Genomic DNA, 20,268 nt, shown 5'->3' with positions numbered 1-20,268 from the left:
GGCTTCAGCCCCGTGCCGGATCGTGAAACGGCTTGCAGCCGGCAATGGTGACACGTTCCATCACGCGGCGGGCGGGGAAATAATCGCTGGCGGCGAAATGCTGGGTGGCGCGATTGTCCCAGAAGGCGATGCTGCCCGGCTGCCAGCGGAAACGGCACTGGCGTTCGGGGTTCGATGCCGTGGCATAGAAATGCGCCAGCAGACGCTCGCTCTCCAGCGGGCTGAGGCCCTCGATATGGCTGGTGAAGCCGCCATTGACGAACAGGGTGGGCGCGCCGGTTTCGGGGTGGGTGCGCACCACCGGGTGGCGCTGCGGCGGATATTTGGCGTGCAGTTCCTCCGCCGCCTTGCCCAGCCGTTTGGCAAACACCCGCGCGATATCATGCACGGCGGTCAGGCTGCGGGCGATGCGCTGCATTTCCGGGCTCAGCGACAGGAAGGCCAGGTGCATGTCCGCAAACAGCGTGTCGCCGCCTACTTCCGGCACTTCGATGGCGCGCAGGATCGAGCCCAATGACGGCCGTTCCCGCCAGGTCACGTCGCTGTGCCAGTTGTTTTCACTACCGCGGCTGTCCGGCCCGTGGGCGATGCGCAGGATTTCGGGGTTGGGCTGATCCTTGGGCGTGGCTGGGTGGATTTCCAGATCGCCGAAGTGGCGGGCGAAGGCGATATGCTGGGCCGCGGTGATATGTTGATCGCGGAAGAAGATCACCTTGTGGGTGAGCAGCGCCGCCCGGATTGCCGGGATATGATCGGCGATATGCGGCGCGGCCAGATCGATGCCGTAAATCTCGGCACCGATGGCCGGTGTCAACGGCCTGATATCCAGCGTGCTCGTCGTCATTGCCGTCGCCATAACTTCCCCCCTCGCCGCGCGGGCCGATCGGGTAAAGTATCAATCCGCCACGGCGCCCCATCAAGCAGCAATTTGATCAGGACGCGCAGGCCATCGCTCAGCCCCGGAAACTGGACGCTGACTTCGGCACCGCGGCGCGCTAAACTATGACCAAACGGGGGAACGACAATGCTGATCCGCAAAGCCGAACGTGTGGTGCGCAGCTGGCACGCAGACAGCCGTGTCTGGGATCGGCTGGAGGCGCGGCCCGGGGATATCATCGTGTGCACCGCGCCCAAATGCGGCACCACCTGGACCCAGCGCATCGTTTCCATGCTGATGCTGCAATCGGCAGCTCCAGCGCCGGTGATGCAGATGCATCCCTGGCTCGATGCCTTCTTCATCCCTCACGATATCGTCATCCCGATGCTGAACGAGGCACCGGGTCGGCGGATGCTGAAAACCCATCTGCCGTTCGATGCGATGCCGTTCCACGACGATACGCTCTATATCCACGTCGCGCGGGATCCGCGTGATGCCTGCATGTCGTATCACAATCATACCAACGGCTTTTCCGATCACGCATTGAGTCTGATGGATGCACAGGGGCTGGCCATAACGGAAATCGCCGCCCCCTACCCGCGTCCGCTGGCGGATCCACATGATTTCTTCCGGCGCTGGCTGCGCGATCCGGCCTTTGCGCCGTTCGATGATTGGACCTGTGCCGAATATTTCGAGCTGCAGCGCAGCTACTGGGCGGTGCGCAGCCAGCCCAACGTGCTGATGGTGCACTACAATGATCTGAAGGCTGATCTGGATGGTGAAATGCGGCGCATCGCGGCCTTCATGGGGGTGGAAACGCCGCCGGCGCTGTGGCCCGATCTTGTCGATGCCGCGAGCTTTGCCTCGATGCAGCGCGATGGCGATGCGATTCTGGGCATGGCGGCGCAAAGCTGGAAGGAAGGCAGCAAGACCTTCCTGCACAAGGGCACCAATGATCGCTGGCGCGGGCTGCTGACCGAGGCCGATCTTGCCGATTATGACGCTGCCGCCAACGCCGGCATGACGCCCGCCATGCGCGCCTGGGTGGAAGGTGGCACCCGCCTGGCCGGCGATCCGAGAACGCTGGCGGACTGAGCGGCACGGCCGGAAGACACAGGAAAATTGGCCTCCGGCGGGCAGGCCTGAGGCCTGCACCCTTTTGCTTGTCCGTCCTAGAAACCCAACTTTCGTCGTGGGGCGCGCGCCAACGAAAGCGGGTCCAGGGGCTCAGCCCCTGGCCGCCGGAGGCCCGCTTCCTGTTCAGTTCAGGTCATGCAGCCGCGTTACAGCGCGGCGCTGCTGGCTTGGCGCGTTACAGCGCGGCGCTGCTGGCTTGGCGCGTTACAGCGCGCCATGGCAATGCTTGAACTTCCTGCCCGAACCGCACGGGCATTCGGCATTGCGGCTCACCGTGGCGCGCCATTCCTCGAGGTCTTCCGGATCGACGTCGATCATCTCGGCAGCGCTCTGGGCGGCGGCGAGCATGCCGGCGGGCAGAGCCGAGCCGAAGGCGTCAAAATTCAGCGTCGGGCCGGCTTCATTCTGGCCGGTGGCGGGATCGATGTGGGTGGTGATGAACGACGGCAATTCCGGGGCGGGTTCATCCGCCTGCAGCGCGAACTGGGCATTGGCCAGCATGCGCGTCACGTCTTCGCGCACGTTCTGCAACATGCGTTCGAACAGGGCAAAGGCTTCGCGCTTGTACTCGTTGATCGGCGTCTTCTGGGCATAGGCGCGCAGGTGGATGACCGAACGCAGCGAATCCAGCGTGGCCAGATGTTCCTTCCAGTGATGGTCGAGCGCCTGCAGCAGGAAGCTCTTTTCGATGCTGATCCAGGTTTCGGCCGGCAGTTCGGCGGCCTTGGCAGCCACCAGTGCATCGGATTGTTCGATCAGGCGATCGACGATGATTTCCGGATCAATGCCTTCTTCCCTGGCCCAGGCCGAAACATCCACCGAAAGGCCCAGCGTGCCGGTCACATCTTCCTGCAGTCCGGCCACATCCCATTGTTCGGGATAGCTGCCGAGCGGGCAGCGGGTGGCGACAATGGCGTTCACCGTTTCGTGACGCATGTCGATCACGACATCGCCCACGGTTTCCGAATCCATCACGTCGGCGCGCTGTTCATAGACGACCTTGCGCTGGTCGTTCATCACGTCGTCATATTGCAGCAGCTGCTTGCGCACGTCGTAGTTGCGGGCTTCCACCTTCTTCTGGGCGGTTTCGATGGCTTTCGAAATCCACGGGTGGATGATGGCCTCGCCCTCTTCCAGGCCGCTGTTCATCAGGCGGGTCAACATGTTCTGCTGGCCGAAGATGCGCAGCAGATCATCATCGAGGCTGAGGTAGAAACGTGACAGGCCGGGATCGCCCTGGCGGCCGGAGCGGCCGCGCAGCTGATTGTCGATGCGGCGGCTTTCGTGACGCTCGGTGCCCAGCACGAACAGGCCGCCATTGGCCTTCACCTGTTCGCGTTCAGCCAGCACTTCGGCCTTGATCTTCGCTTCGGCCGCCGCGCGCTCCGGGCCTTCGGGCATGCCGGCCAGTTCGCGCGCGATGCGGGCTTCCTCGTTGCCGCCCAGCTTGATGTCGGTGCCGCGGCCGGCCATGTTGGTGGCGATGGTGACGGCGCCGATGCGCCCCGCGTCTTCCACGATCACGGCTTCCTGCTCGTGATAGCGGGCGTTCAGCACCACGTGCTTGACGCCTTCGCCCTTCAGGAAATCCGACAGCATCTCGCTCTTTTCGATCGAGACGGTGCCGACCAGCACCGGCTGGCCACGCTCCTGGGCGCCGCGGATGGCCTTGACGATGGCCTTGAACTTGTCTTCGGCGTTCTTGTAGAATTCATCATCCACGTCGGTGCGCTGCACCGGCACGTTGGTGGGGATTTCGACCACGTTCAACTTGTAGATGTCGAAGAATTCCGCCGCTTCGGTCGCGGCGGTGCCGGTCATGCCGCCCAGCTTGGGATACATGCGGAAATAATTCTGGAAGGTGATGCTGGCCAGCGTCTGGTTTTCGGGCTGGATGGTCACGCCTTCCTTGGCTTCCACCGCCTGGTGCAGGCCTTCGGACCAGCGGCGGCCATCCATCATGCGGCCGGTGAATTCGTCGATGATGATCACCTTGTCGTCGCGCACGATATAATCGGTGTCGCGGCGGAAGATGATGATCGCGCGCAGCGCCTGGTTCAGGTGGTGAACAACCTGCGTGTTTTCAAAGTCGTAGAGATTTTCGCCTTCCAGCAGCCCGGCGGCGCTGAGCATGCGCTCCACCTTCTCGGTGCCGGCTTCGGTGAGGATGACGGACTTCTGCTTCTCGTCGACCTCGACATCCTCGCGCACCAGTTCCTTCACCACGGCGTTGACCTGGGTGTAGAGCTGCGACTTGTCGTCGGTGGGGCCGGAGATGATCAGCGGCGTGCGGGCTTCATCGACCAGCACGCTATCGACTTCATCGACCACGGCGAAATTGAACGGCCGCTGCACCATCTGCTCACGCGCATATTTCATGTTGTCGCGCAGATAATCGAAACCGAATTCATTGTTGGTGCCGTAGGTGATGTCGCACGCATAGGCTTGGCGCCGCGTCTGATCATCGAGGTTGGGCACGATCACGCCGACGGAAAGGCCCAGGAAGCGATAGATCTGGCCCATCCACTGCGCATCGCGGCTGGCGAGATAATCGTTAACCGTCACCACGTGCACGCCCTTGCCGCTGAGCGCGTTCAGATACACCGCCAGCGTCGCCACCAGCGTCTTGCCTTCGCCGGTGCGCATTTCGGCGATCTCACCGCGATGCAGCACGATGCCGCCGATCATCTGCACATCGAAATGCCGCATGCCCAGCACGCGCTTCGACGCTTCGCGCACGGTGGCAAAGGCTTCGGGCATGATGTCGTCAAGCGACTTGCCGGCTTCAAGCTCGGCCTTCAGCTTGGGCGTCTGCGCCTGCAATTGGTCATCGGTCAGCGCGCTGATCTGGCCTTCCAGATCGGCGATGCGCTTGATGATCGGCCGCAGCGATTTCAGATAGCGATCATTCGACGACCCGAAAATCGCCTTCGCGACCTTGTTCAACCCGAGCATGAAAATCCTGACTTGCAAGTACGCACGTGACAGGCAGGCCCGTCACACCGGTGGCATGGTGGGCGATGTAGGGTCAGCGACCGGGTTCGTCAATGAAGCCGGGGCGTCCTGCATCCGCTGGGCGCGCCGCTTGTCGCGCCGCAGACCGAAGTCCACCGCCCGGCGCACCTTGGGGTAACTTCGTGTGTACATCAGATAATGCCGGCGCGCCCAACGCGAGTTGCGGAACACCAGGGCCACCCCGGCGCCAAAGATGACAATGCCGATCGGCGCCGGCGACAGCAGCCCGACGATACCGGCAGCCGCCATCAGCAGGAGCCCCAGCAGAATCTGGAACACCCGGAACGGTTCGGAACGAACCAGCAGGTCAAGAAAGCCCGGACGACTCACGATATCCCCCCGATACGGCCCGGCTGTGGCAATCATAAGGCGGCAATTGCACCGCAGGGCAGAAGACTCTACGAATTCCCATCAGGGTCAGATGCTTCCTTTCTTTTGGGGAAAAGGTTGATGGTGGCCCATGTCGGCACGGTGGCGTTTCTGGGGCTGGAAGCCCGCAGCGTTGATGTCCAGGTGCAGATATCTGCTGGCCCGGTGACATTTGTGACCGTGGGCCTGCCCGACAAGGCGGTGAAGGAAAGCCGCGAGCGGGTGGCCGCCGCGCTGCATGCCATCGGCCTGTCGCTGCCGCCGCGGCGCGTCGTCGTCAATCTGTCGCCGGCCGATCTGCCCAAGGAAGGATCGCATTATGATCTGCCAATCGCGCTGGGACTGCTCAGCGCGATGGGGGTGATCCCGCAGGATGCGCTCGATGAATTTGTCGCCGTTGGAGAACTTGGCCTGGATGGTGCAATTCAGACGGTGCCCGGCGTGCTGCTCGCCGCCCTGCACGCCGGTGCCCACGAACTCGGGCTGATCTGCCCGGCAGCGCAAGGGCCCGAAGCCGCCTGGGCCGGTGAGGTGAATGTGCTGGCCGCCCCCGATCTGCTGGCGCTGATCAACCATCTGAAGGGCCAGATCATCCTGCCCGCCCCGCAGCGCGCCGAAGCCGAACAGCGGCGCAGTGGCCCGGATTTTGCCAGCATCAAGGGCCAGGAAACCCCCAAGCGCGTCGCCGAAATCGCGGCGGCCGGCGGCCATAATCTGCTGATGTCAGGCCCGCCCGGTTCCGGCAAATCGCTGATCGCCGCCGCCCTGGCCGGCATATTGCCCGATCTCACCCCGGCCGAAGCGCTGGAAGTCTCGATGGTCGCCTCCATCGCTGGCGAGCTGGACGGCGGCAAGCTGAAGCGCACGCGGCCCTTCCGTTCGCCCCATCATTCGGCCTCGATGGCGGCATTGGTCGGCGGCGGCATGAAGGCGCGGCCCGGCGAAGTCAGCCTCGCGCATCTGGGTGTGCTGTTCCTCGATGAGCTGCCGGAATATCAGCGCGGCGTGCTCGATTCGCTGCGCCAGCCGCTGGAAACCGGGCAGGTGCAGGTGGCGCGGGCCGCCGCCCATGTCACCTATCCGGCCCGCGTGCAGCTGGTGGCGGCGATGAACCCGTGCCGCTGCGGCTATCTTTCCGATCCGGCCCAGGCCTGCGCGCGGGCGCCGCGCTGCGCCGCCGATTATCAGAGCAAATTGTCCGGGCCGCTGCTCGACCGCATCGATCTGCATGTCGAGGTGCCGGCGCTGTCGGCCGCCGATCTCACCTTGCCGCCGCCGGCCGAGAACAGCGCGCAGGTCGCCGCCCGCGTCGCCGCCGCCCGCGCCCGCCAGACGGCGCGCTATGCCGGCACGGCCACCCGCACCAATGCCGAAGCCGACGGCGAAGCGCTCACCGCCCACGCCACCCCGGATGCCGAGGGCCAGCGCCTGCTGACGCAAGCCGCCGACACGCTGCGGCTTTCCGCGCGCGGCTATGCCCGCGTGCTGCGGGTATCGCGAACGATTGCGGATCTGGCCGGCAGCGACGGCGTGGCGCGTATTCACGTGGCAGAGGCGCTCAGCTATCGTCGCCGTCCACCGGTGAATTGATGGCACAATCCCCCCTCCACTGGATGATGATGCCGCTGCAGCGCTGCCTCGATTTCCGGGGCCGCTCCCGCCGGGCCGAATTTTGGTGGTTCACCCTGTTCTGGGCCGTGATCGCCGGCACCGCCGCAGCGATCGACGTGTTGCTGCTCGGCGCCGATCTGCTGACCGACATCTTCAAGGGCCGGCTGCTGCTGGCGGCGATGCTGCTGTTCTTCGTACCGCATCTCGCCGTCAGCGTGCGCCGCCTGCATGATCAGGGCATGAGCGGCTGGTGGTATCTGGTCACCCTGCTGCCCACTGCCGGCACGCTGATCAACATCTGGTGGATGAGCCGGCCCGGCACTCCCGGTGACAACCGCTTTGGCCCAGACCCGCTGCCGGCACCTGAGAATCCGACACTTTATTTCTGAGCTGCCGGTTCCGCCACGGCCTCGCCGGCATCCCATTTCGCGATCACGGCGGTGGCCACCGCATTGCCGATCACGTTCGTCGCGCTGCGGCCCATGTCGAGGAAATGATCGACGGCAAGAATCAGCAGCAGGCCGGCTTCGGGGATGTTGAAATAGGGCAGCGTCGCGGCGATCACCACGAGGCTGGCGCGCGGCACGCCGGCGATGCCCTTCGAGGTGATCATCAGCAGGCCGAGCATGGCGATTTCCTGGCCCAGCGACAGATCGATGCCATAGGCCTGGGCGATGAAGATGCTGGCAAAGGCGCAGTACATCATCGAGCCATCGAGATTGAAGCTGTAGCCCAGCGGCAGCACGAACGAGGCGATGCGGCCCGGCACGCCATAACGCTCCAGCGAGGCGAGCAGCTTGGGGTAGGCGGCTTCCGATGATGCAGTGGCAAAGGTGATCAGGAACGGCTCGCGGATTTCGGGGATCAGGCGGCGCACTTCGCCAAAGCCGAGCACGAAACTGCCGGCGCCGAGCAGGAACAGCCACAGCACCGCCAGCGCCAGGTAGAAACCGCCGACGAACTTGCCAAAGGTGACGAGGATGCCCAGCCCTTCGACGGCAATCGACGAGGCGATGGCGGCAAACACGGCGAACGGCGCCACTTTCATCACATAGCCGGTGATCACCAGCATCATGTGCATGATGGCATCCAGCCCGTCGTTGATGACCTTGGCCTTCTCACCCATCTGGATCAGCGCGACGCCGGCAAACAGGCTGAACACCACGATCTGCAGCACTTCGTTGGTGGCCATCGCCTCGATGATGGACTTGGGGAAGATGTGGCCGATGAACTCCTTCAGGTTGAAGGCCTTGTTGACCACGCCCGAGGCGGTACCGGCATCGGGCAGCGGCAGGCCCACCCCCACGCCGGGGGCGAGCAGATTGACCATCAATATGCCCAGCCCGAGGCTGAACACGGAGGCGGCAATGAACCAGGCCAGCGTGCGCACGAAGGTGCGGCCCACCGCCCCGCCCGAACCCATGTGGGCGATGCCCACCGTCAGCGTCGCCAGCACCAACGGCGCGATGATCATCTTGATCAGCCGCAGGAACACATCGGTGATGATCGACAGATAACCGGCGATTTCCCTGGCCTGATCTGCGGCCACGCTGGCATTGATCGCCCAGCCAACGCCAAGCCCGGCCACAAGGCCGATCAGGATCCAGCGGGTGAGCGAGTTGGTGGGCTTCATGGCCATCTGACTTCGGGCAGCGCCAAAGCGCCGTCAAGCCGGAAACCGCCGGGCTTGCAGACAAGCGATGCCCGGGTGCAGTCTGCGGCGCATGATCCGCACGCTTGCCGCCATCCTCGCCCTGTCCTGCTCGGCCTTGCCGGCCCATGCCGCCCCCGGCGACACCGCCGAAGCGAAGCGCCTGTTGATGGACAGTGTGGGCATCGCCAGCGTCAAGGGCCGCGGCCAGACGCCGGCGCTGGCACGTTTCTATCGCGACTGGCTGGTGAAGGCGGGATTCAACGCCGCCGACATCCAGATCGACGAACTGGCCGGCACCGCCAATTTCCACATGGTCTGGCGGGCCGCCAAGGCAAAGGCCAGGCCCATGGCGCTGACCGGGCATCTGGACGTGGTGGAAGCCAATCCGGCGGATTGGGAACGTCCGCCCTTCACCGCCATCGCCGAGCAGGGCTATATCTTTGGCCGCGGCGTGCAGGACAACAAGTTCGATGTTGCCGTGCTGATCGCGACGCTGGCGCAGCTGAAGGCCAGCGGCTTCAAGCCCCGTCGCGATATCCACCTGTTCCTGTCGGGCGACGAGGAAACCGACGGCATCGCCAGCGCCGCGCAGGCCAAACAGGCCAAGGCATTCGATATCGAATTCATGCTGAACAGCGACGGCGGCGGCGGCGGGCTGGATGCAGACGGCAAGCCCTATTTCTATCGGTTGCAGGCAGCAGAGAAAAGCTACGCCGATTTCCAGATGACCATCACCGATCCGGGCGGCCACAGCTCCACGCCGACCGGCAGCAATGCCATCGCCCGCATCGGCCTGGTGGCGGCGCGCATCGCCGGGCACCGCTGGAAGGCGGAAGTGAACGACATCACCCGGGCCTCCCTGGCCGAAGCCGCCCGCCAGCGCAGCGACGCGCTGGGCCAGGCCATGGCGCGCTTTGCCGCCAACCCGGCCGATGCCGATGCCATCGCCGTGCTGCGCGCCAATCCCGGCACCATCGGCCAGATCGGCACCACCTGCGTGCCCACCATGATCAACGGCGGCCACGCGCCCAACGCCTTGCCGCAGCGGGTCACCCTCACGGTCAACTGCCGCATCTTCCCCGGCACCAGCATCGCTGCGGTGCAAACGGAACTGGCCCGCATCGCCGAAGATCCGGGCGTGACCTTTGCGACGGGTGTCGATTGGCCGGTCACGCCGGCATCGCCACTGCGCCCCGACGTGACGGCCGCGGTACAGGCCGCGGTTTCGGCACGCGCCCCCGGCCTGAACGCCACCCCCGGCATGGACGCCGGCGCCACCGACAGCGTGTTCTGGCGGGCGCTGGGCATCCCGTCCTACGGCGTTTCCGGCCTGTTCATGCGCCAGGCCGACAGCTTCGCCCACGGTCTGAACGAACGCGTGCCGGAAAGCGCCATTGCGCCGGCCTTGCGGCATTGGGACATCATCCTGCGCCGCCTCGCCGGATAGGCTGAATTCAGTTCCTGCCGATCGCACAACCGGCTGCCCGCCGGGCCGCCTGCGCGCGCCTGTCGGAGACCAAGAATCACGAATCAAAAACATTTCCTAAACAGAGTCGAAGATTCGATTCACAAAGACTATTTTCAGTAAAGAATGGTAAACAATCCTATAATAAATCAATCAGTTACGAATCGGATCGAATAATGATAAAGACGTGCCCTTCGATTACTTCTCGTTAAGAAGGTTGCGTTTCGATGTTGGGCCGTAGGGGGCTGGGCCTGGCCAAGGATCAGGCCGGTAGTTTGTCAACGCTGACGGCATTGATGATGCCGGCGTTGATGGCGGCTGCCGGCGTGACCAGCGACACGATTCACTGGACATTGATGCAGCGCGTCATGCAGCGCCAGGCGGAAACGGCGGCCCTGGCCGGTGCCCAGGCCCTGGCCGACAATCGTGCCGTGGTCGAAACGGTGCAGGCCGAACTGGCCGGTGCCGGCAAGCCGGTTCTGGCCAACGCGCCGATCATCGAACTCGGGCCGTCGTCCGGCCCCTATGCCGGCGATCCGCTGGTGGTGCGGGTGCGCCTTTCGGGCATGGCCCGCCTGCCTTTTGCCAGCCTGTTCCGCCCGGCCGGCGTGCCGATCCAGGTCGAAGCCACCGCCGGCCTGATCGAGGAACGGGCGGCAGACGCCATTGCATGCGATGGCTGCATCGGGGGCTGAGGCGGCCTGCGTGTTGGCAAGATACTTACGGCCGACTCATGATTATTAACAGTTCAATGACGCATTGCCCGAATCAAGGTTCAGGGATGCGTAACCATTGGCGCAGCAATGCCGTGCACCCAGGCGTTTCCATCAACAAATTGGTAGCAATCTTGTACGGAAATCGTTGGGTTTACCTTGATGCATTGCAATGCAGGGATAATAATTGACGCGCTTAACGCAAAATTGACTCGTGTTCTGATAGGGAGACCATCCAGTGGTGCCAGTTTCGTGGCGTAACAACAGGGCGTGAATGTAATGGGCGGCTTTTCAGTGCGCCGGCTGCAGGCAAGCCGGCGGGGCAATATCGCAAGTCTGACGGCGCTGATGATGCCGATTCTGATCGGCACGGCCGGCCTTGCCAGCGACACGATCCAGTGGACGCTCACCAAGCGCATGATGCAGCGCGCCGCCGATTCGGGCGCAATCGCCGGCGCCTATGCGTTGAGCCAGGCCGCCGACAGCGACAGTGAAGCCGTGCATCAGGCTGCCCTCGGCGACATCGGTCGCAATGGCGGCTTTGTCATGAACATCAATCCGGTGATCAACAGCCCGGCCACATCCGGCAGTTTCCGCGACGCGTCGGCGGCGGTGGAAGTCATCCTCGCCACCGATCTGCAACTGCCCTTCACCGGTTTCATCATGGACGGCCCGGTGCGCATCAGCGCCCGCGCCGTGGCCGAAATCGTGGGCAATGGCGATTATTGCGTGCTGGCCCTGGAACACACCGATACGCCCGGCATCCCGATCGGCGGCAGTGCCACGGTCGACCTTGGCTGCGGCATGATGAGCAATGCACCCAGCACCACCAGCATCATCGCCAATGGCGCCAGCTTTGTGAGAGCCAGCCCGGTGGCGGCTGTGGGCAATGTGCCCCCCGGCAACTATGCCAGCGGCACCGTGCGCCAGGAATATGCCCTGCCGCTGCGCGATCCCTATCGCAACCTGCCCGATCCGCCCAACATCAGCAGCAGCAACAACGACATCAGGGTGCAGCCGAACCGGACGAACAACAGCATCGGCCCGGGCACTTACCGCGATATCGACATCAGCGGCACGGCCACATTCGGCCCCGGCGTCTACTATGTCACGGGCAGCATGAATTTCGGCAGCCAATCGAACGTGACCACCAATGGTGCGGTGTTCATCCTCACCGCCACCAACGCCGCCAGCAACACCAGCAACATCGCCACGGTCAACATGAACGGCGGCGCCCGGATCAACATGACGGCGCCCAGCAGCGGCACCTATTCCGGCATCCTGTTCTATCAGGATCGCCGCGCCAGCAACATGGCCACCAACATCATCAACGGCAACAGCACAAGCCTGCTGCAAGGCGCGCTCTATTTTCCGCGCCAGGAACTGCAGATGAACGGCACCAGCGGCATGAACACCCGCTGCGTCCAGATCGTCGCCCGCCGGGTCGATTGGCGCGGCAACAACAGTATCCAGAACGTCTGCCCGGCCAACAGCGGGGCCAACTCGTTCAGCGGTACCCAGATCAAGCTGGTGGCATGATGCAGATCCGGACTGTTCTGGCATTGCTGCCCGGCTGCCGCAGTGGCGCAGCCGGTGCCGAAATGGCCCTGATTGCGCCCGTGCTGGCCGGCCTGCTGTTCGTTGGCATGGATCTTGGCCTGGCCTTTTCGCAGAAGCAGTCGCTGGAACAGGCCGCCCAGCGCGGCATCGAACTGGCGCTGGCGCCCGGCACCATCGGCACCGGCGACTTCTCGCACCTTGGCCCCGAAGTGCGCGCCGCCTATGGCCGGCCGGTGACATCGCTCACCGTCGACAATTGGCTGGAATGCAATGGCGTCCGTCAGCAGAACTGGAACAGTTTCTGCCCGGCCGGACAGACCTTTGCCCGATATGTTTCGGTTGAGGTCCAGGCCGTATATGTGCCGCAATACAGCTTTGGCGGCATCATTTCGGGCAGCGGCCGCAACGGTGGCTTTGTGTTGACCGGTGATGCGTCCGTGAGGCTGCAATGATCCAGACCCTGCTTCGCCTGGCGCGCAATCGCCGCGGCGCCACGGCCGCCGAATTCTCCATGGTACTGCCGCTGTTCATGATGTTCATCATGGCCTTCATCGGCATCGGATCGGTATTCTGGGCCAATGCCGGCCTGCGTCATGGTGTTGGCGAAGGCGCCCGGGTTGCCACCCTGTTTCCGCGCCGCAGCGCCGGCGAGATCAGCACGGCCATCGTCCGCAACAGCTTCGGCCTTGGCGGCGTGATGACCGCCCCAACCATCACGCCGGGAACGGCCAATGGCCAGGATTTCGTGGACATTACCGTGACGATCAATCCGCAGTTTGATCTGTTCTTCATCGAGGTGGAACCGATCAGGCTGACCGAAACGCGCCGGGTCTACCGCCCAGTCTGAATTCAATCCGCGCGTTGTCTGATTTGCGCGGTCAATCCGCGCGTTGTTTGATCTGCGCGGTCAATCCGCGCGGGGATGGGCCGCCGCCCACGCATCGAGCAGCTGCGCCGCATCGACCTTGGTGTAGATCTGCGTGGACGACAGGCTGGCGTGGCCCAGCAGTTCCTGCAACTGCCGCAGATCGGCCCCACGCGCCAGCAGATGGGTGGCAAAACTGTGCCGCAGCGCGTGCGGCGTGGCACTGGCGGCCAGGCCCATGGCGGCGCGGGCGGCCTGCACCGCCCGGCGCACCGTGCCGGGATCGAGCGCACCGCCCTTTACCCCGCGAAACAAGGGACCATTGCCCACCAGATCGAATGGGCATTGTGCGACATAATCCATGATCGCCGCCCGCACCTGCGGCAGCAGCGGCACAGCCCGCGTTTTCGCGCGCTTGCCGGTCACCGCGATCACCGCGCCCAGCGGCAGGGCGGCGCCGGTGAGCGACAGCGCCTCGCCGATACGCAGGCCCGCCCCATAAAGCAGCAGCAGCACCGCCGTGTCACGCGCCGCCAGCCACGGCTGCGTCGCCGCATCACCCACCACGTCCACCAGTTGCCGCACATCGGCCGGCGTGACCGCGCGCGGCAGGCGGCGTGGCTGTTTCGGGGCCTTCAGCGCGGCAATGGCATCGCAGGCCAGGCCCTCGTTGCGCCGCGCCCAGGCAAAGAAGCCCTTCAGCGCCGACACGTCGCGCGCCAGGGACGGTGCCGCCAGGCCTTCGCCGCGGCGCAAGGCCAGGAAGGCGCGCAGATCGGCGCCAGACAGCGCCGCCAGCCGGCCGCCGGTCACCAGTCCGCCCAGATGCGTGGACAGGAAATCGTCGAAGCGTTCCAGCGTCAGGCCATAGGCCCGCAGCGTGTGGACAGACAGGCGACGCTGATCGCCGGAATAGGCGAGGAAGCGGGCAATGAGCCCAGCCAGAGGCTCGGCCGCAGCGCTCAGAGGATGCTTTGCCCCGTCTTGGCCCAATCGGCGTCGAACGCGGCCAGGCCCTTGTCGGTGAGGGCGTGGGCGGCGAGCGCGCGGATCACCGCCGGCGGCATGGTGGCAACATCGGCGCCGATGCGGGCCGCAGCCAGCACATGCACCGGGCTGCGCACACTGGCGACGAGGATTTCGGTCTTGAAATCATAATTGTCGTAGATGGTGCGGATATCCTGGATCAGCTCCATCCCGTCATGGCCGATATCATCGAGCCGGCCGACGAACGGCGAAATATAGGTCGCACCAGCCTTGGCCGCCAGCAGCGCCTGATTGGCCGAGAAGCACAGGGTGACATTGGTCTTCACGCCTTCGGCGGTCAGCGCCTTGCAGGTCTTCAGGCCATCAAGGGTGAGCGGCAGCTTGATGCAGATATTGGGCGCCAGCGCGCGCAGCACGGCGGCTTCCTTCAGCATGGTGGCATGATCGGGCGCGACAACCTCGGCCGATACCGGGCCATCGACCAGCCCGCAGATTTCCTTCACCACTTCCAGAAAATTGCGGCCCGACTTGGCAATCAGGCTGGGATTGGTGGTGACGCCATCGAGCAGGCCAGTGGCGGCCAGATCGGCGATTTCGGCAACATCGGCGGTATCGGCAAAGAATTTCATGGCGGCAGCCCCGCATTTGAAGGGAGGATTCGCCGCTGCTTTAACCGATGCCGGCGGGCATTCCTACCATCGCTTTTGGTCCCGCAAGCCGCTTCTGTCCTACTCTGTCGCTCTATGGTAGCTTTCTCCTCAGGGTCGAACGCAATTTTCATCGGGGGACTTCCGATATGACGACGCTCGAGCTCCAGAAAGCCTTGAAAGCCAAGGGCTTTGACCCCGGCGCCATCGATGGCGCCATGGGCCGCGACACCATTGCCGCCATCCGCGCCTTCCAGGCCGCCAACGGCCTGGAGGTCGACGGCATTGCCGGCAAGGACACGCGCGCCAAGCTTGCCACCACCGAAGTGAAGACCGCGGCTGACCCGATCCACAGCCTTTCGATGCCCTGGTTCATCGAAGCCCAACGCGCCATCGGCATCAAGGAAGACACTGGCCCCGGCTCCAACCCGCTGATCATCGGATGGGCGCGGCGGCTGCGCATCGATTATGCCAAGGACGAAATCGCCTGGTGCGGGCTCTTTGTGGCCCATTGCATCGGCCTTACCCTGCCCGGCGAAGTGCTGACCTCCAACCCGCTCGGCGCCCGCACCTGGACCAAGTTCGGCGTGCCCTGCCCGGTGCCCCAACCCGGCGCCGTGATGACCTTCTGGCGCGGCAGCCGCGATGGCTGGCAGGGCCATGTCGGCTTCTATGTCGGCGAAGATGCCTCGGCCTATCATATCCTGGGCGGCAACCAGGCCGATGCGGTGAACGTGAAACGCTTCGCCCGCGACCGCTTCCTCATCGCACGCTGGCCGAAAACCGCGCCGCCTCCCACCGGCGGCCCGCGCATCTTGCGGGCGGACGGCAGCTTTTCCAACAACGAGCAGTGAAGAAGCAAGCGGTGGCCTCCGGCGGGCAGGCCTGAGGCCTGCACCCGTTTGCTTTTTCGTCCACGGGTCCGATCGTCGTCCTAGTGGCGGCTCCAACGAAAGTGGGTCCAGGGCCTCAGGCCCTGGCCGCCGGAGGCCCTCTGTCTTCCTGGCGTCTATGGTCTACGCCCCGGCCAGTTGCTTCTTCAATTCCGTCTTCAATATCTTGCCATTGGCGTTGCGCGGCAGTGGTTCGCGGCTGAAATGCACCGCCACCGGCACCTTGAACGCCGCTTGCCGCGCCGCCACGAAGGCGCGCAGGTCGGCTTCGCTCACCTCTTCGCCGTCCTTCAAGGTGACGAAGGCCACCGGCTCCTCGCCCAGCGTCTTGTGCGGGCGGCCCACCAGAGCCGCATCCATCACCGCCGGATGCTCGTACAGGGCGTTTTCGACTTCGACACAGTAGATATTCTCGCCGCCACGGATCAGCATGTCCTTGGCGCGGTCGATGATGAAGCAGAAGCCTTCCTCGTCGATGCGGGCAAGATCGCCGGTGCGCACCCAGCCATCGATGAAGGTGGCGGCGGTGGCTTCGGGCTTGTTCCAGTAGAGCTTCACCACGTTGGGGCCATAGCCATAAAGCTCACCCACTTCGTTCGGCCCCAGCACCTTGCCATCGGCATCGCGCACCTCAAGATCGCACACCGGCACCGGCGGCCCGCAGCTGTCGGGCCGATGCTCATAATCCTCGGCCATGTGGTGGGTGAAGGTGGCGCTGGTTTCGGTCATGCCCCAGCCATTGCCGGGCTTGGCCTTGAACTGGCTGCCGATCTGGCGGACCAGCTCGGGCGCCGAGGGCGCGCCGCCGTAGGAGACGGTTTCAAGGCTCGACAGATCATATTTGTGGCGATCGGGATGCTCCAGTATCTGCCAGGCAATGGTCGGCACGCCGCCGGCGCTATTGCAGCGTTCGCGTTCGATCAGGGTCATGGCCTCGACCACGTCCCACTTCTTCATCAGCACCAGCTTCACCCCGGCAACGAGGGATGGATTGAGCACGGCATGGCAGCCGGTGGCGTGGAAGAAGGGTACGCTGAGCAGTGTGGCCTTCTGCGGGGCATCGGGATCGGCGGCCGGTGGCTGCTCGCCACGGCGCAGGAAGCTGCGGGCCTGGCTGCAGGCGCTGGCCATGATGTTGGAACAGATGTTGCGATGGGTGCCCAGCGCACCCTTGGGTTTGCCGGTGGTGCCGCTGGTATAGAAGATGGTGGCGTCATCTTCGGGCTGCAGGCTGAGCGCTGCTTCCGGGATGGCGCGGTCCTTCAGCGAGGCCCAGTCCATCGGCCAGCCGATCACTTCCTCCAGCCGGCGCGCGCGCGGATCGCCCAGCTCCATCTCGCTGGCGCGGGTCACATAGATGGTTTCGAGATCGGGGCAATTGGGCAGATGTTCGGCGATGCGGTTGTAGCGTTCGGCATCGATCAGCAGGATCCTGGTGCCGCTGTCGGTCAGCCCATATTCCAGCTCGCCGCCGGTCCACCAGGCGTTGAGCGGCGTCACGATCGCCCCGCACAGCGTGGCGGCATAGAAGGCCACCGGCCATTCCGGAATATTGCGCATCACCACCGCCACGCGGTCGCCCTTGGTCAGGCCATCCGCCTTCAGCCGCTCCGCCAGCGCCAGCGTGGCGCGGGCAAAGGCCTCGAACGTCACCCGCTCTTCATCCAGCACCAAGAAGACCTTGTCGCCATGGGCGCGGCCGGCGGCGAAGCAATGGGCAAGCGACGGCGGCGCGTTCTTCCAGGCGCGCGTGGGCCGGCCCTGGATGGACACCGTCTCCATTTCCAGCGGCTGCCCGGGCGCGGTCAGCTGCGCGTGGGCTTCAGCAATCGACATGGCAGGCCAGTTGCTCATTGATCCATTTCCCCAAGACAGTCTTCGTTGCCGTCACGATGCCGCAAAGCGCAGCGCCCCGCCAGTCTGTCAGAACGGCGCGGTTCCCCTTGAATGTGGGCGGCTTGGCGGCGGCGCTGAACCGGCCTAGGCTGCACCCAAACATGTTGGGAGAATGATCATGGCCACTGTTGCCAAGACTGCCGAATGGGATGCCCGCGATGCCGCCGCGATGAAGGCCGTGCTGGAAGCGCAGCGTGCCAGCTTCACGGCCGAACTGCCCGTCACCGCCGCCACCCGCCGCGACCGGCTCAATCGCGCGCTGGATGTGGTGCTGGCCAACAAGGATCGTTTTGCCGCCGCGATGAGCGAGGATTTCGGTCACCGCTCGACCGAACTCAGCCTGGTCACCGACATCATGGCGTCGATCAAGCCGCTCAAGCATGCGCTGAAGCATCTCGATGCCTGGATGAAGCCGGAAAAGCGCAAGCTGGATTTCCCCATGGGCCTGCTTGGTGCGAAAGCGCGGGTGGAATGGCAGCCCAAGGGCGTCGTCGGCATCCTGAGCCCGTGGAATTTCCCGGTGAACCTCACCTTCGCGCCGCTGGCCGGTGTGCTGGCGGCCGGCAACCGGGCGATGATCAAGCCGTCGGAATATACGCCGGTCACTTCGGCGCTGATGAAGGAAGTGCTGGAAGCGGCGTTCGACCGGACCGAAATCGCGGTGATCACCGGTGGGCCGGAAGTGGGCAAGGCGTTCACCGAACTGCCCTTCGATCACATCATCTTCACTGGCGCGACCAGCGTGGCCCGCCACGTGATGGCGGCGGCCGCGAAGAATCTGGTGCCGCTGACGCTCGAACTCGGCGGCAAATCGCCCACCATCATCTCGCGCTCTGCCGATGTGGCGGCGGCCACGGAACGGGTGGCGATGGGCAAGCTGATGAACGCCGGCCAGATCTGCCTGGCGCCGGACTATCTGCTGGTGCCCGAAGAGAAGGAAGGCGAGATCGTCGAAGGCCTGAAGGCTGCGACGGCGAAAATGTACCCCACCATGCTGGCCAACCCGGATTACACCAGTGTGCTGGGTGCCCGCCACCGGGAGCGGCTGGAAGCCCATGTGGAAGACGCCCGCGCCAAGGGTGCGGACGTGGTGGTGGTCAATCCGGCCAATGAGGATTTTTCCAAGCAGAACACCAACAAGATGCCGCTGCACATCATCCGCGGCGCCACCGACGAGATGACGGTGATGCAGGAGGAAATCTTCGGCCCGCTGCTGCCCGTGCGCACCTACAAGGCAGTGGACGGCGCCATCGACGAAATCAACCGCCGCGACCGGCCGCTGGGCCTCTACTGGTTCGGCCAGGACGAACTGGAAAAGCGCCGCGTGCTCGATCGGACGATTTCGGGCGGCGTGACCGTGAACGACGTGATCTTCCACGTTTCGGCGGAAGACCTGCCGTTCGGCGGCATCGGCCCGGCCGGCATGGGGAATTATCACGGCCATGATGGCTTCAAGGAATTCAGCCATCCCAAGGCCGTCTACAGCCAGCCCAAGATTGATCTGGCGGGCCTCGCCGGCTTCAAGCCGCCCTATGGCGAGAAGACCGCCAAGGCGCTGGCGCGTGAACTGAAGAAGTGAAACGCGACGGCCAGTGCCTTTGCGGCGCTGTCCGCGTGGCGCTGGCGCGCGAGCCGCAAGCCGTCAACATGTGCCACTGCGCCGATTGCCAGCGCCGCACCGGCGCGCCGTTCGGCATGGCGCTTTGGTTGATGGAAGCCGATGTGACGATCAGCGGGGAGACCCGGCCATTCGTGCATCTCAGCGACAAGGGCCGCGAACTGACCAATCGTTTCTGCCCCAATTGCGGCAGCACCATCTGCTTCACCGCCGCGCTCAATCCCGGCCTGATCGCCATTCCCGCCGGCCTGTTCGCCGATCCCGACACGCCGCCACCGCTGCGCAGCGTGTTTGAAGAACGCCGGCATCCCTGGGTCGCGGTACCCGAAGGCGCCACGCGCTTGCCGCGCGGGCGCGACGGTTAGGCCGCCGGCCGGGTCGCTTCAAACGCCGGGGTGGCCAGCAGCCGATCCGCCAGTTCCACCAGCGCAGGATTGTGGCCGCGCCAATCGAGATCGGGGAAGCGGAAGCTGAGATAATCGCAGGCAACCGCGATGCAGATGTCGCCAAAGCCGCTGCCGCCCACCCGCGTGTTCATCACCGCCAGCGCGCGTTCGATGGCACGATATTGCCGGTCCACCCACGGGCCACTGGTGATGCCCTGCGCCATGTTGAACCTGAGGATGATCGCGGCATCGAGCACGCCATCGGCCAGCGCCTCGGTGGTGCGCGCCTGCCAATGATAATGACCGCTCTGCGCCATCAGCTTCTGCCCCGGTACGCTGGCCAGCAGAAAGGCGGCGATCACCGGTGAATCGATGATGGCGCTGCCGCCCATACTGCCATCGTCCAGCACCAGCGCCGGCACCTTGCCAAGCGGATTGGCGCTGAGCAGGGCGGCCGGATCGGTCATCGGCGCGGTGTCTTCCACCGGCAGTGCGAGGCCCAGTTCATGGGCGATGATCCGCAGCTTGCGGGCGTAGGGCGATGTTGGGGAGGCGAGGAGTTTCATGGTTTCACC

At 64.6% G+C, this 20,268-nt stretch carries 19 protein-coding genes; 11 read left to right on the top strand and 8 right to left on the bottom strand.

The window, feature by feature from the left end; translation table 11 throughout:
* Positions 1-4: 4 nt before the first annotated feature.
* Positions 5-844, bottom strand: a complete 840-nt coding sequence (locus D619_RS0102345; RefSeq protein WP_152417241.1) for a TauD/TfdA family dioxygenase — start codon at positions 842-844, stop codon at positions 5-7.
* 180 nt (positions 845-1,024) lie between these two features.
* On the opposite strand from D619_RS0102345, the gene D619_RS0102340 reads away from it, so the two are divergent.
* Positions 1,025-1,972: a sulfotransferase domain-containing protein gene (locus D619_RS0102340; RefSeq protein WP_017666951.1), complete on the top strand. Its 948-nt coding sequence runs from the start codon at positions 1,025-1,027 to the stop codon at positions 1,970-1,972.
* Between the two features lie 246 nt (positions 1,973-2,218).
* Here D619_RS0102340 and secA read toward each other — a convergent pair whose 3' ends face one another.
* The gene (gene secA, locus D619_RS0102335; RefSeq protein WP_017666950.1) at positions 2,219-4,969 is read right to left on the bottom strand and encodes a preprotein translocase subunit SecA; all 2,751 of its coding nucleotides are present in this window, start codon (positions 4,967-4,969) and stop codon (positions 2,219-2,221) included.
* A 42-nt stretch (positions 4,970-5,011) separates the two neighbouring features.
* Positions 5,012-5,395 carry a hypothetical protein gene (locus tag D619_RS17055; protein ID WP_017666949.1) on the bottom strand — a complete coding sequence of 128 codons (384 nt, stop codon included), beginning with the start codon at positions 5,393-5,395 and terminating at the stop codon, positions 5,012-5,014.
* An 84-nt stretch (positions 5,396-5,479) separates the two neighbouring features.
* Here D619_RS17055 and D619_RS0102325 point away from each other — a divergent pair, with 84 nt between their 5' ends.
* Both D619_RS0102325 and D619_RS0102320 read left to right on the top strand, forming a co-directional pair.
* Positions 5,480-6,988, top strand: coding sequence for a YifB family Mg chelatase-like AAA ATPase (locus D619_RS0102325; RefSeq protein ID WP_017666948.1), 1,509 nt, complete (start codon positions 5,480-5,482; stop codon positions 6,986-6,988).
* 23 nt (positions 6,989-7,011) lie between these two features.
* Positions 7,012-7,398 carry a DUF805 domain-containing protein gene (locus D619_RS0102320; protein ID WP_017666947.1) on the top strand — a complete coding sequence of 129 codons (387 nt, stop codon included), beginning with the start codon at positions 7,012-7,014 and terminating at the stop codon, positions 7,396-7,398.
* On the opposite strand, the gene D619_RS0102315 is transcribed toward D619_RS0102320, so the two are convergent.
* Positions 7,389-8,642 (bottom strand): dicarboxylate/amino acid:cation symporter, encoded by a 1,254-nt coding sequence (locus D619_RS0102315; protein WP_152417240.1) that lies wholly within the window; start codon positions 8,640-8,642, stop codon positions 7,389-7,391. The genes D619_RS0102320 and D619_RS0102315 overlap by 10 nt on opposite strands.
* 91 nt (positions 8,643-8,733) lie before the next feature.
* On the opposite strand from D619_RS0102315, the gene D619_RS0102310 reads away from it, so the two are divergent.
* The 5 genes from D619_RS0102310 (at position 8,734) to D619_RS0102290 (ending at position 13,248) form a co-directional block, all read left to right on the top strand.
* Entirely contained in the window at positions 8,734-10,110 is a 1,377-nt protein-coding gene (locus tag D619_RS0102310) for a M20/M25/M40 family metallo-hydrolase (RefSeq protein ID WP_017666945.1), read from the top strand.
* 245 nt (positions 10,111-10,355) lie between these two features.
* A complete protein-coding gene (locus D619_RS0102305) occupies positions 10,356-10,823 on the top strand; it encodes a pilus assembly protein TadG-related protein (RefSeq protein WP_081586999.1) in 468 nt (155 codons plus the stop codon).
* 297 nt (positions 10,824-11,120) lie between these two features.
* On the top strand, positions 11,121-12,380 hold the full coding sequence (locus tag D619_RS0102300; RefSeq protein WP_017666943.1) for a Tad domain-containing protein: 1,260 nt from the start codon (positions 11,121-11,123) through the stop codon (positions 12,378-12,380).
* On the top strand, positions 12,377-12,853 hold the full coding sequence (locus tag D619_RS0102295; RefSeq protein ID WP_017666942.1) for a TadE/TadG family type IV pilus assembly protein: 477 nt from the start codon (positions 12,377-12,379) through the stop codon (positions 12,851-12,853). Before D619_RS0102300 ends, D619_RS0102295 begins: the two co-directional genes overlap by 4 nt.
* Complete coding sequence (locus D619_RS0102290) at positions 12,850-13,248, top strand: TadE/TadG family type IV pilus assembly protein (protein WP_017666941.1); 399 nt, start codon at positions 12,850-12,852, stop codon at positions 13,246-13,248. The genes D619_RS0102295 and D619_RS0102290 overlap by 4 nt, the downstream gene beginning before the upstream one ends.
* A gap of 60 nt (positions 13,249-13,308) precedes the next feature.
* On the opposite strand, the gene D619_RS0102285 is transcribed toward D619_RS0102290, so the two are convergent.
* On the bottom strand, positions 13,309-14,211 hold the full coding sequence (locus D619_RS0102285; RefSeq protein ID WP_051033443.1) for a tyrosine recombinase XerC: 903 nt from the start codon (positions 14,209-14,211) through the stop codon (positions 13,309-13,311).
* Positions 14,212-14,228: 17 nt separating this feature from the next.
* Entirely contained in the window at positions 14,229-14,882 is a 654-nt protein-coding gene (gene fsa, locus D619_RS0102280; protein ID WP_017666939.1) for a fructose-6-phosphate aldolase, read from the bottom strand.
* A 167-nt stretch (positions 14,883-15,049) separates the two neighbouring features.
* Between fsa and D619_RS0102275 the strand changes: the two genes are divergently transcribed.
* Positions 15,050-15,754 carry a TIGR02594 family protein gene (locus tag D619_RS0102275; protein WP_017666938.1) on the top strand — a complete coding sequence of 235 codons (705 nt, stop codon included), beginning with the start codon at positions 15,050-15,052 and terminating at the stop codon, positions 15,752-15,754.
* Positions 15,755-15,916: 162 nt separating this feature from the next.
* Here the strand turns inward: D619_RS0102275 and D619_RS0102270 are convergent, their stop codons facing one another.
* Positions 15,917-17,647, bottom strand: a complete 1,731-nt coding sequence (locus D619_RS0102270; RefSeq protein ID WP_017666937.1) for a class I adenylate-forming enzyme family protein — start codon at positions 17,645-17,647, stop codon at positions 15,917-15,919.
* Between the two features lie 160 nt (positions 17,648-17,807).
* Between D619_RS0102270 and D619_RS0102265 the strand changes: the two genes are divergently transcribed.
* Complete coding sequence (locus tag D619_RS0102265) at positions 17,808-19,268, top strand: coniferyl aldehyde dehydrogenase (RefSeq protein ID WP_033372813.1); 1,461 nt, start codon at positions 17,808-17,810, stop codon at positions 19,266-19,268.
* On the top strand, positions 19,265-19,672 hold the full coding sequence (locus tag D619_RS0102260) for a GFA family protein (protein ID WP_026090621.1): 408 nt from the start codon (positions 19,265-19,267) through the stop codon (positions 19,670-19,672). The genes D619_RS0102265 and D619_RS0102260 overlap by 4 nt, the downstream gene beginning before the upstream one ends.
* Here the strand turns inward: D619_RS0102260 and D619_RS0102255 are convergent.
* Positions 19,669-20,259 carry a glutathione S-transferase N-terminal domain-containing protein gene (locus D619_RS0102255; RefSeq protein WP_017666934.1) on the bottom strand — a complete coding sequence of 197 codons (591 nt, stop codon included), beginning with the start codon at positions 20,257-20,259 and terminating at the stop codon, positions 19,669-19,671. The two genes, D619_RS0102260 and D619_RS0102255, sit on opposite strands and share 4 nt — an antisense overlap.
* Between the last annotated feature and the right edge of the window lie 9 nt (positions 20,260-20,268).

This window comes from Sandarakinorhabdus sp. AAP62 (assembly GCF_000331225.1).
Classification (GTDB): domain Bacteria; phylum Pseudomonadota; class Alphaproteobacteria; order Sphingomonadales; family Sphingomonadaceae; genus Sandarakinorhabdus.
The sequence above is the reverse complement of the archived record's forward strand: the minus strand, read 5'-3'. Positions and strand labels throughout refer to the sequence as shown.

Bases quoted from the DNA above. Each gene is read 5' to 3' on its own strand.
- fsa (WP_017666939.1), bottom strand. From the start codon at position 14,882: ATGAAATTCTTTGCCGATACCGCCGATGTTGCCGAAATCGCCGATCTG.
- secA (WP_017666950.1), bottom strand. From the start codon at position 4,969: ATGCTCGGGTTGAACAAGGTCGCGAAGGCGATTTTCGGGTCGTCGAAT.
- D619_RS0102340 (WP_017666951.1), top strand. From the start codon at position 1,025: ATGCTGATCCGCAAAGCCGAACGTGTGGTGCGCAGCTGGCACGCAGAC.
- D619_RS0102315 (WP_152417240.1), bottom strand. From the start codon at position 8,642: ATGAAGCCCACCAACTCGCTCACCCGCTGGATCCTGATCGGCCTTGTG.
- D619_RS0102325 (WP_017666948.1), top strand. From the start codon at position 5,480: ATGGTGGCCCATGTCGGCACGGTGGCGTTTCTGGGGCTGGAAGCCCGC.
- D619_RS0102270 (WP_017666937.1), bottom strand. From the start codon at position 17,647: ATGAGCAACTGGCCTGCCATGTCGATTGCTGAAGCCCACGCGCAGCTG.
- D619_RS0102310 (WP_017666945.1), top strand. From the start codon at position 8,734: ATGATCCGCACGCTTGCCGCCATCCTCGCCCTGTCCTGCTCGGCCTTG.
- D619_RS0102345 (WP_152417241.1), bottom strand. From the start codon at position 844: ATGACGACGAGCACGCTGGATATCAGGCCGTTGACACCGGCCATCGGT.
- D619_RS0102300 (WP_017666943.1), top strand. From the start codon at position 11,121: ATGGGCGGCTTTTCAGTGCGCCGGCTGCAGGCAAGCCGGCGGGGCAAT.
- D619_RS0102265 (WP_033372813.1), top strand. From the start codon at position 17,808: ATGGCCACTGTTGCCAAGACTGCCGAATGGGATGCCCGCGATGCCGCC.
- D619_RS0102305 (WP_081586999.1), top strand. From the start codon at position 10,356: ATGTTGGGCCGTAGGGGGCTGGGCCTGGCCAAGGATCAGGCCGGTAGT.
- D619_RS0102255 (WP_017666934.1), bottom strand. From the start codon at position 20,259: ATGAAACTCCTCGCCTCCCCAACATCGCCCTACGCCCGCAAGCTGCGG.
- D619_RS0102295 (WP_017666942.1), top strand. From the start codon at position 12,377: ATGATGCAGATCCGGACTGTTCTGGCATTGCTGCCCGGCTGCCGCAGT.
- D619_RS0102275 (WP_017666938.1), top strand. From the start codon at position 15,050: ATGACGACGCTCGAGCTCCAGAAAGCCTTGAAAGCCAAGGGCTTTGAC.
- D619_RS0102320 (WP_017666947.1), top strand. From the start codon at position 7,012: ATGATGATGCCGCTGCAGCGCTGCCTCGATTTCCGGGGCCGCTCCCGC.
- D619_RS17055 (WP_017666949.1), bottom strand. From the start codon at position 5,395: ATGATTGCCACAGCCGGGCCGTATCGGGGGGATATCGTGAGTCGTCCG.
- D619_RS0102290 (WP_017666941.1), top strand. From the start codon at position 12,850: ATGATCCAGACCCTGCTTCGCCTGGCGCGCAATCGCCGCGGCGCCACG.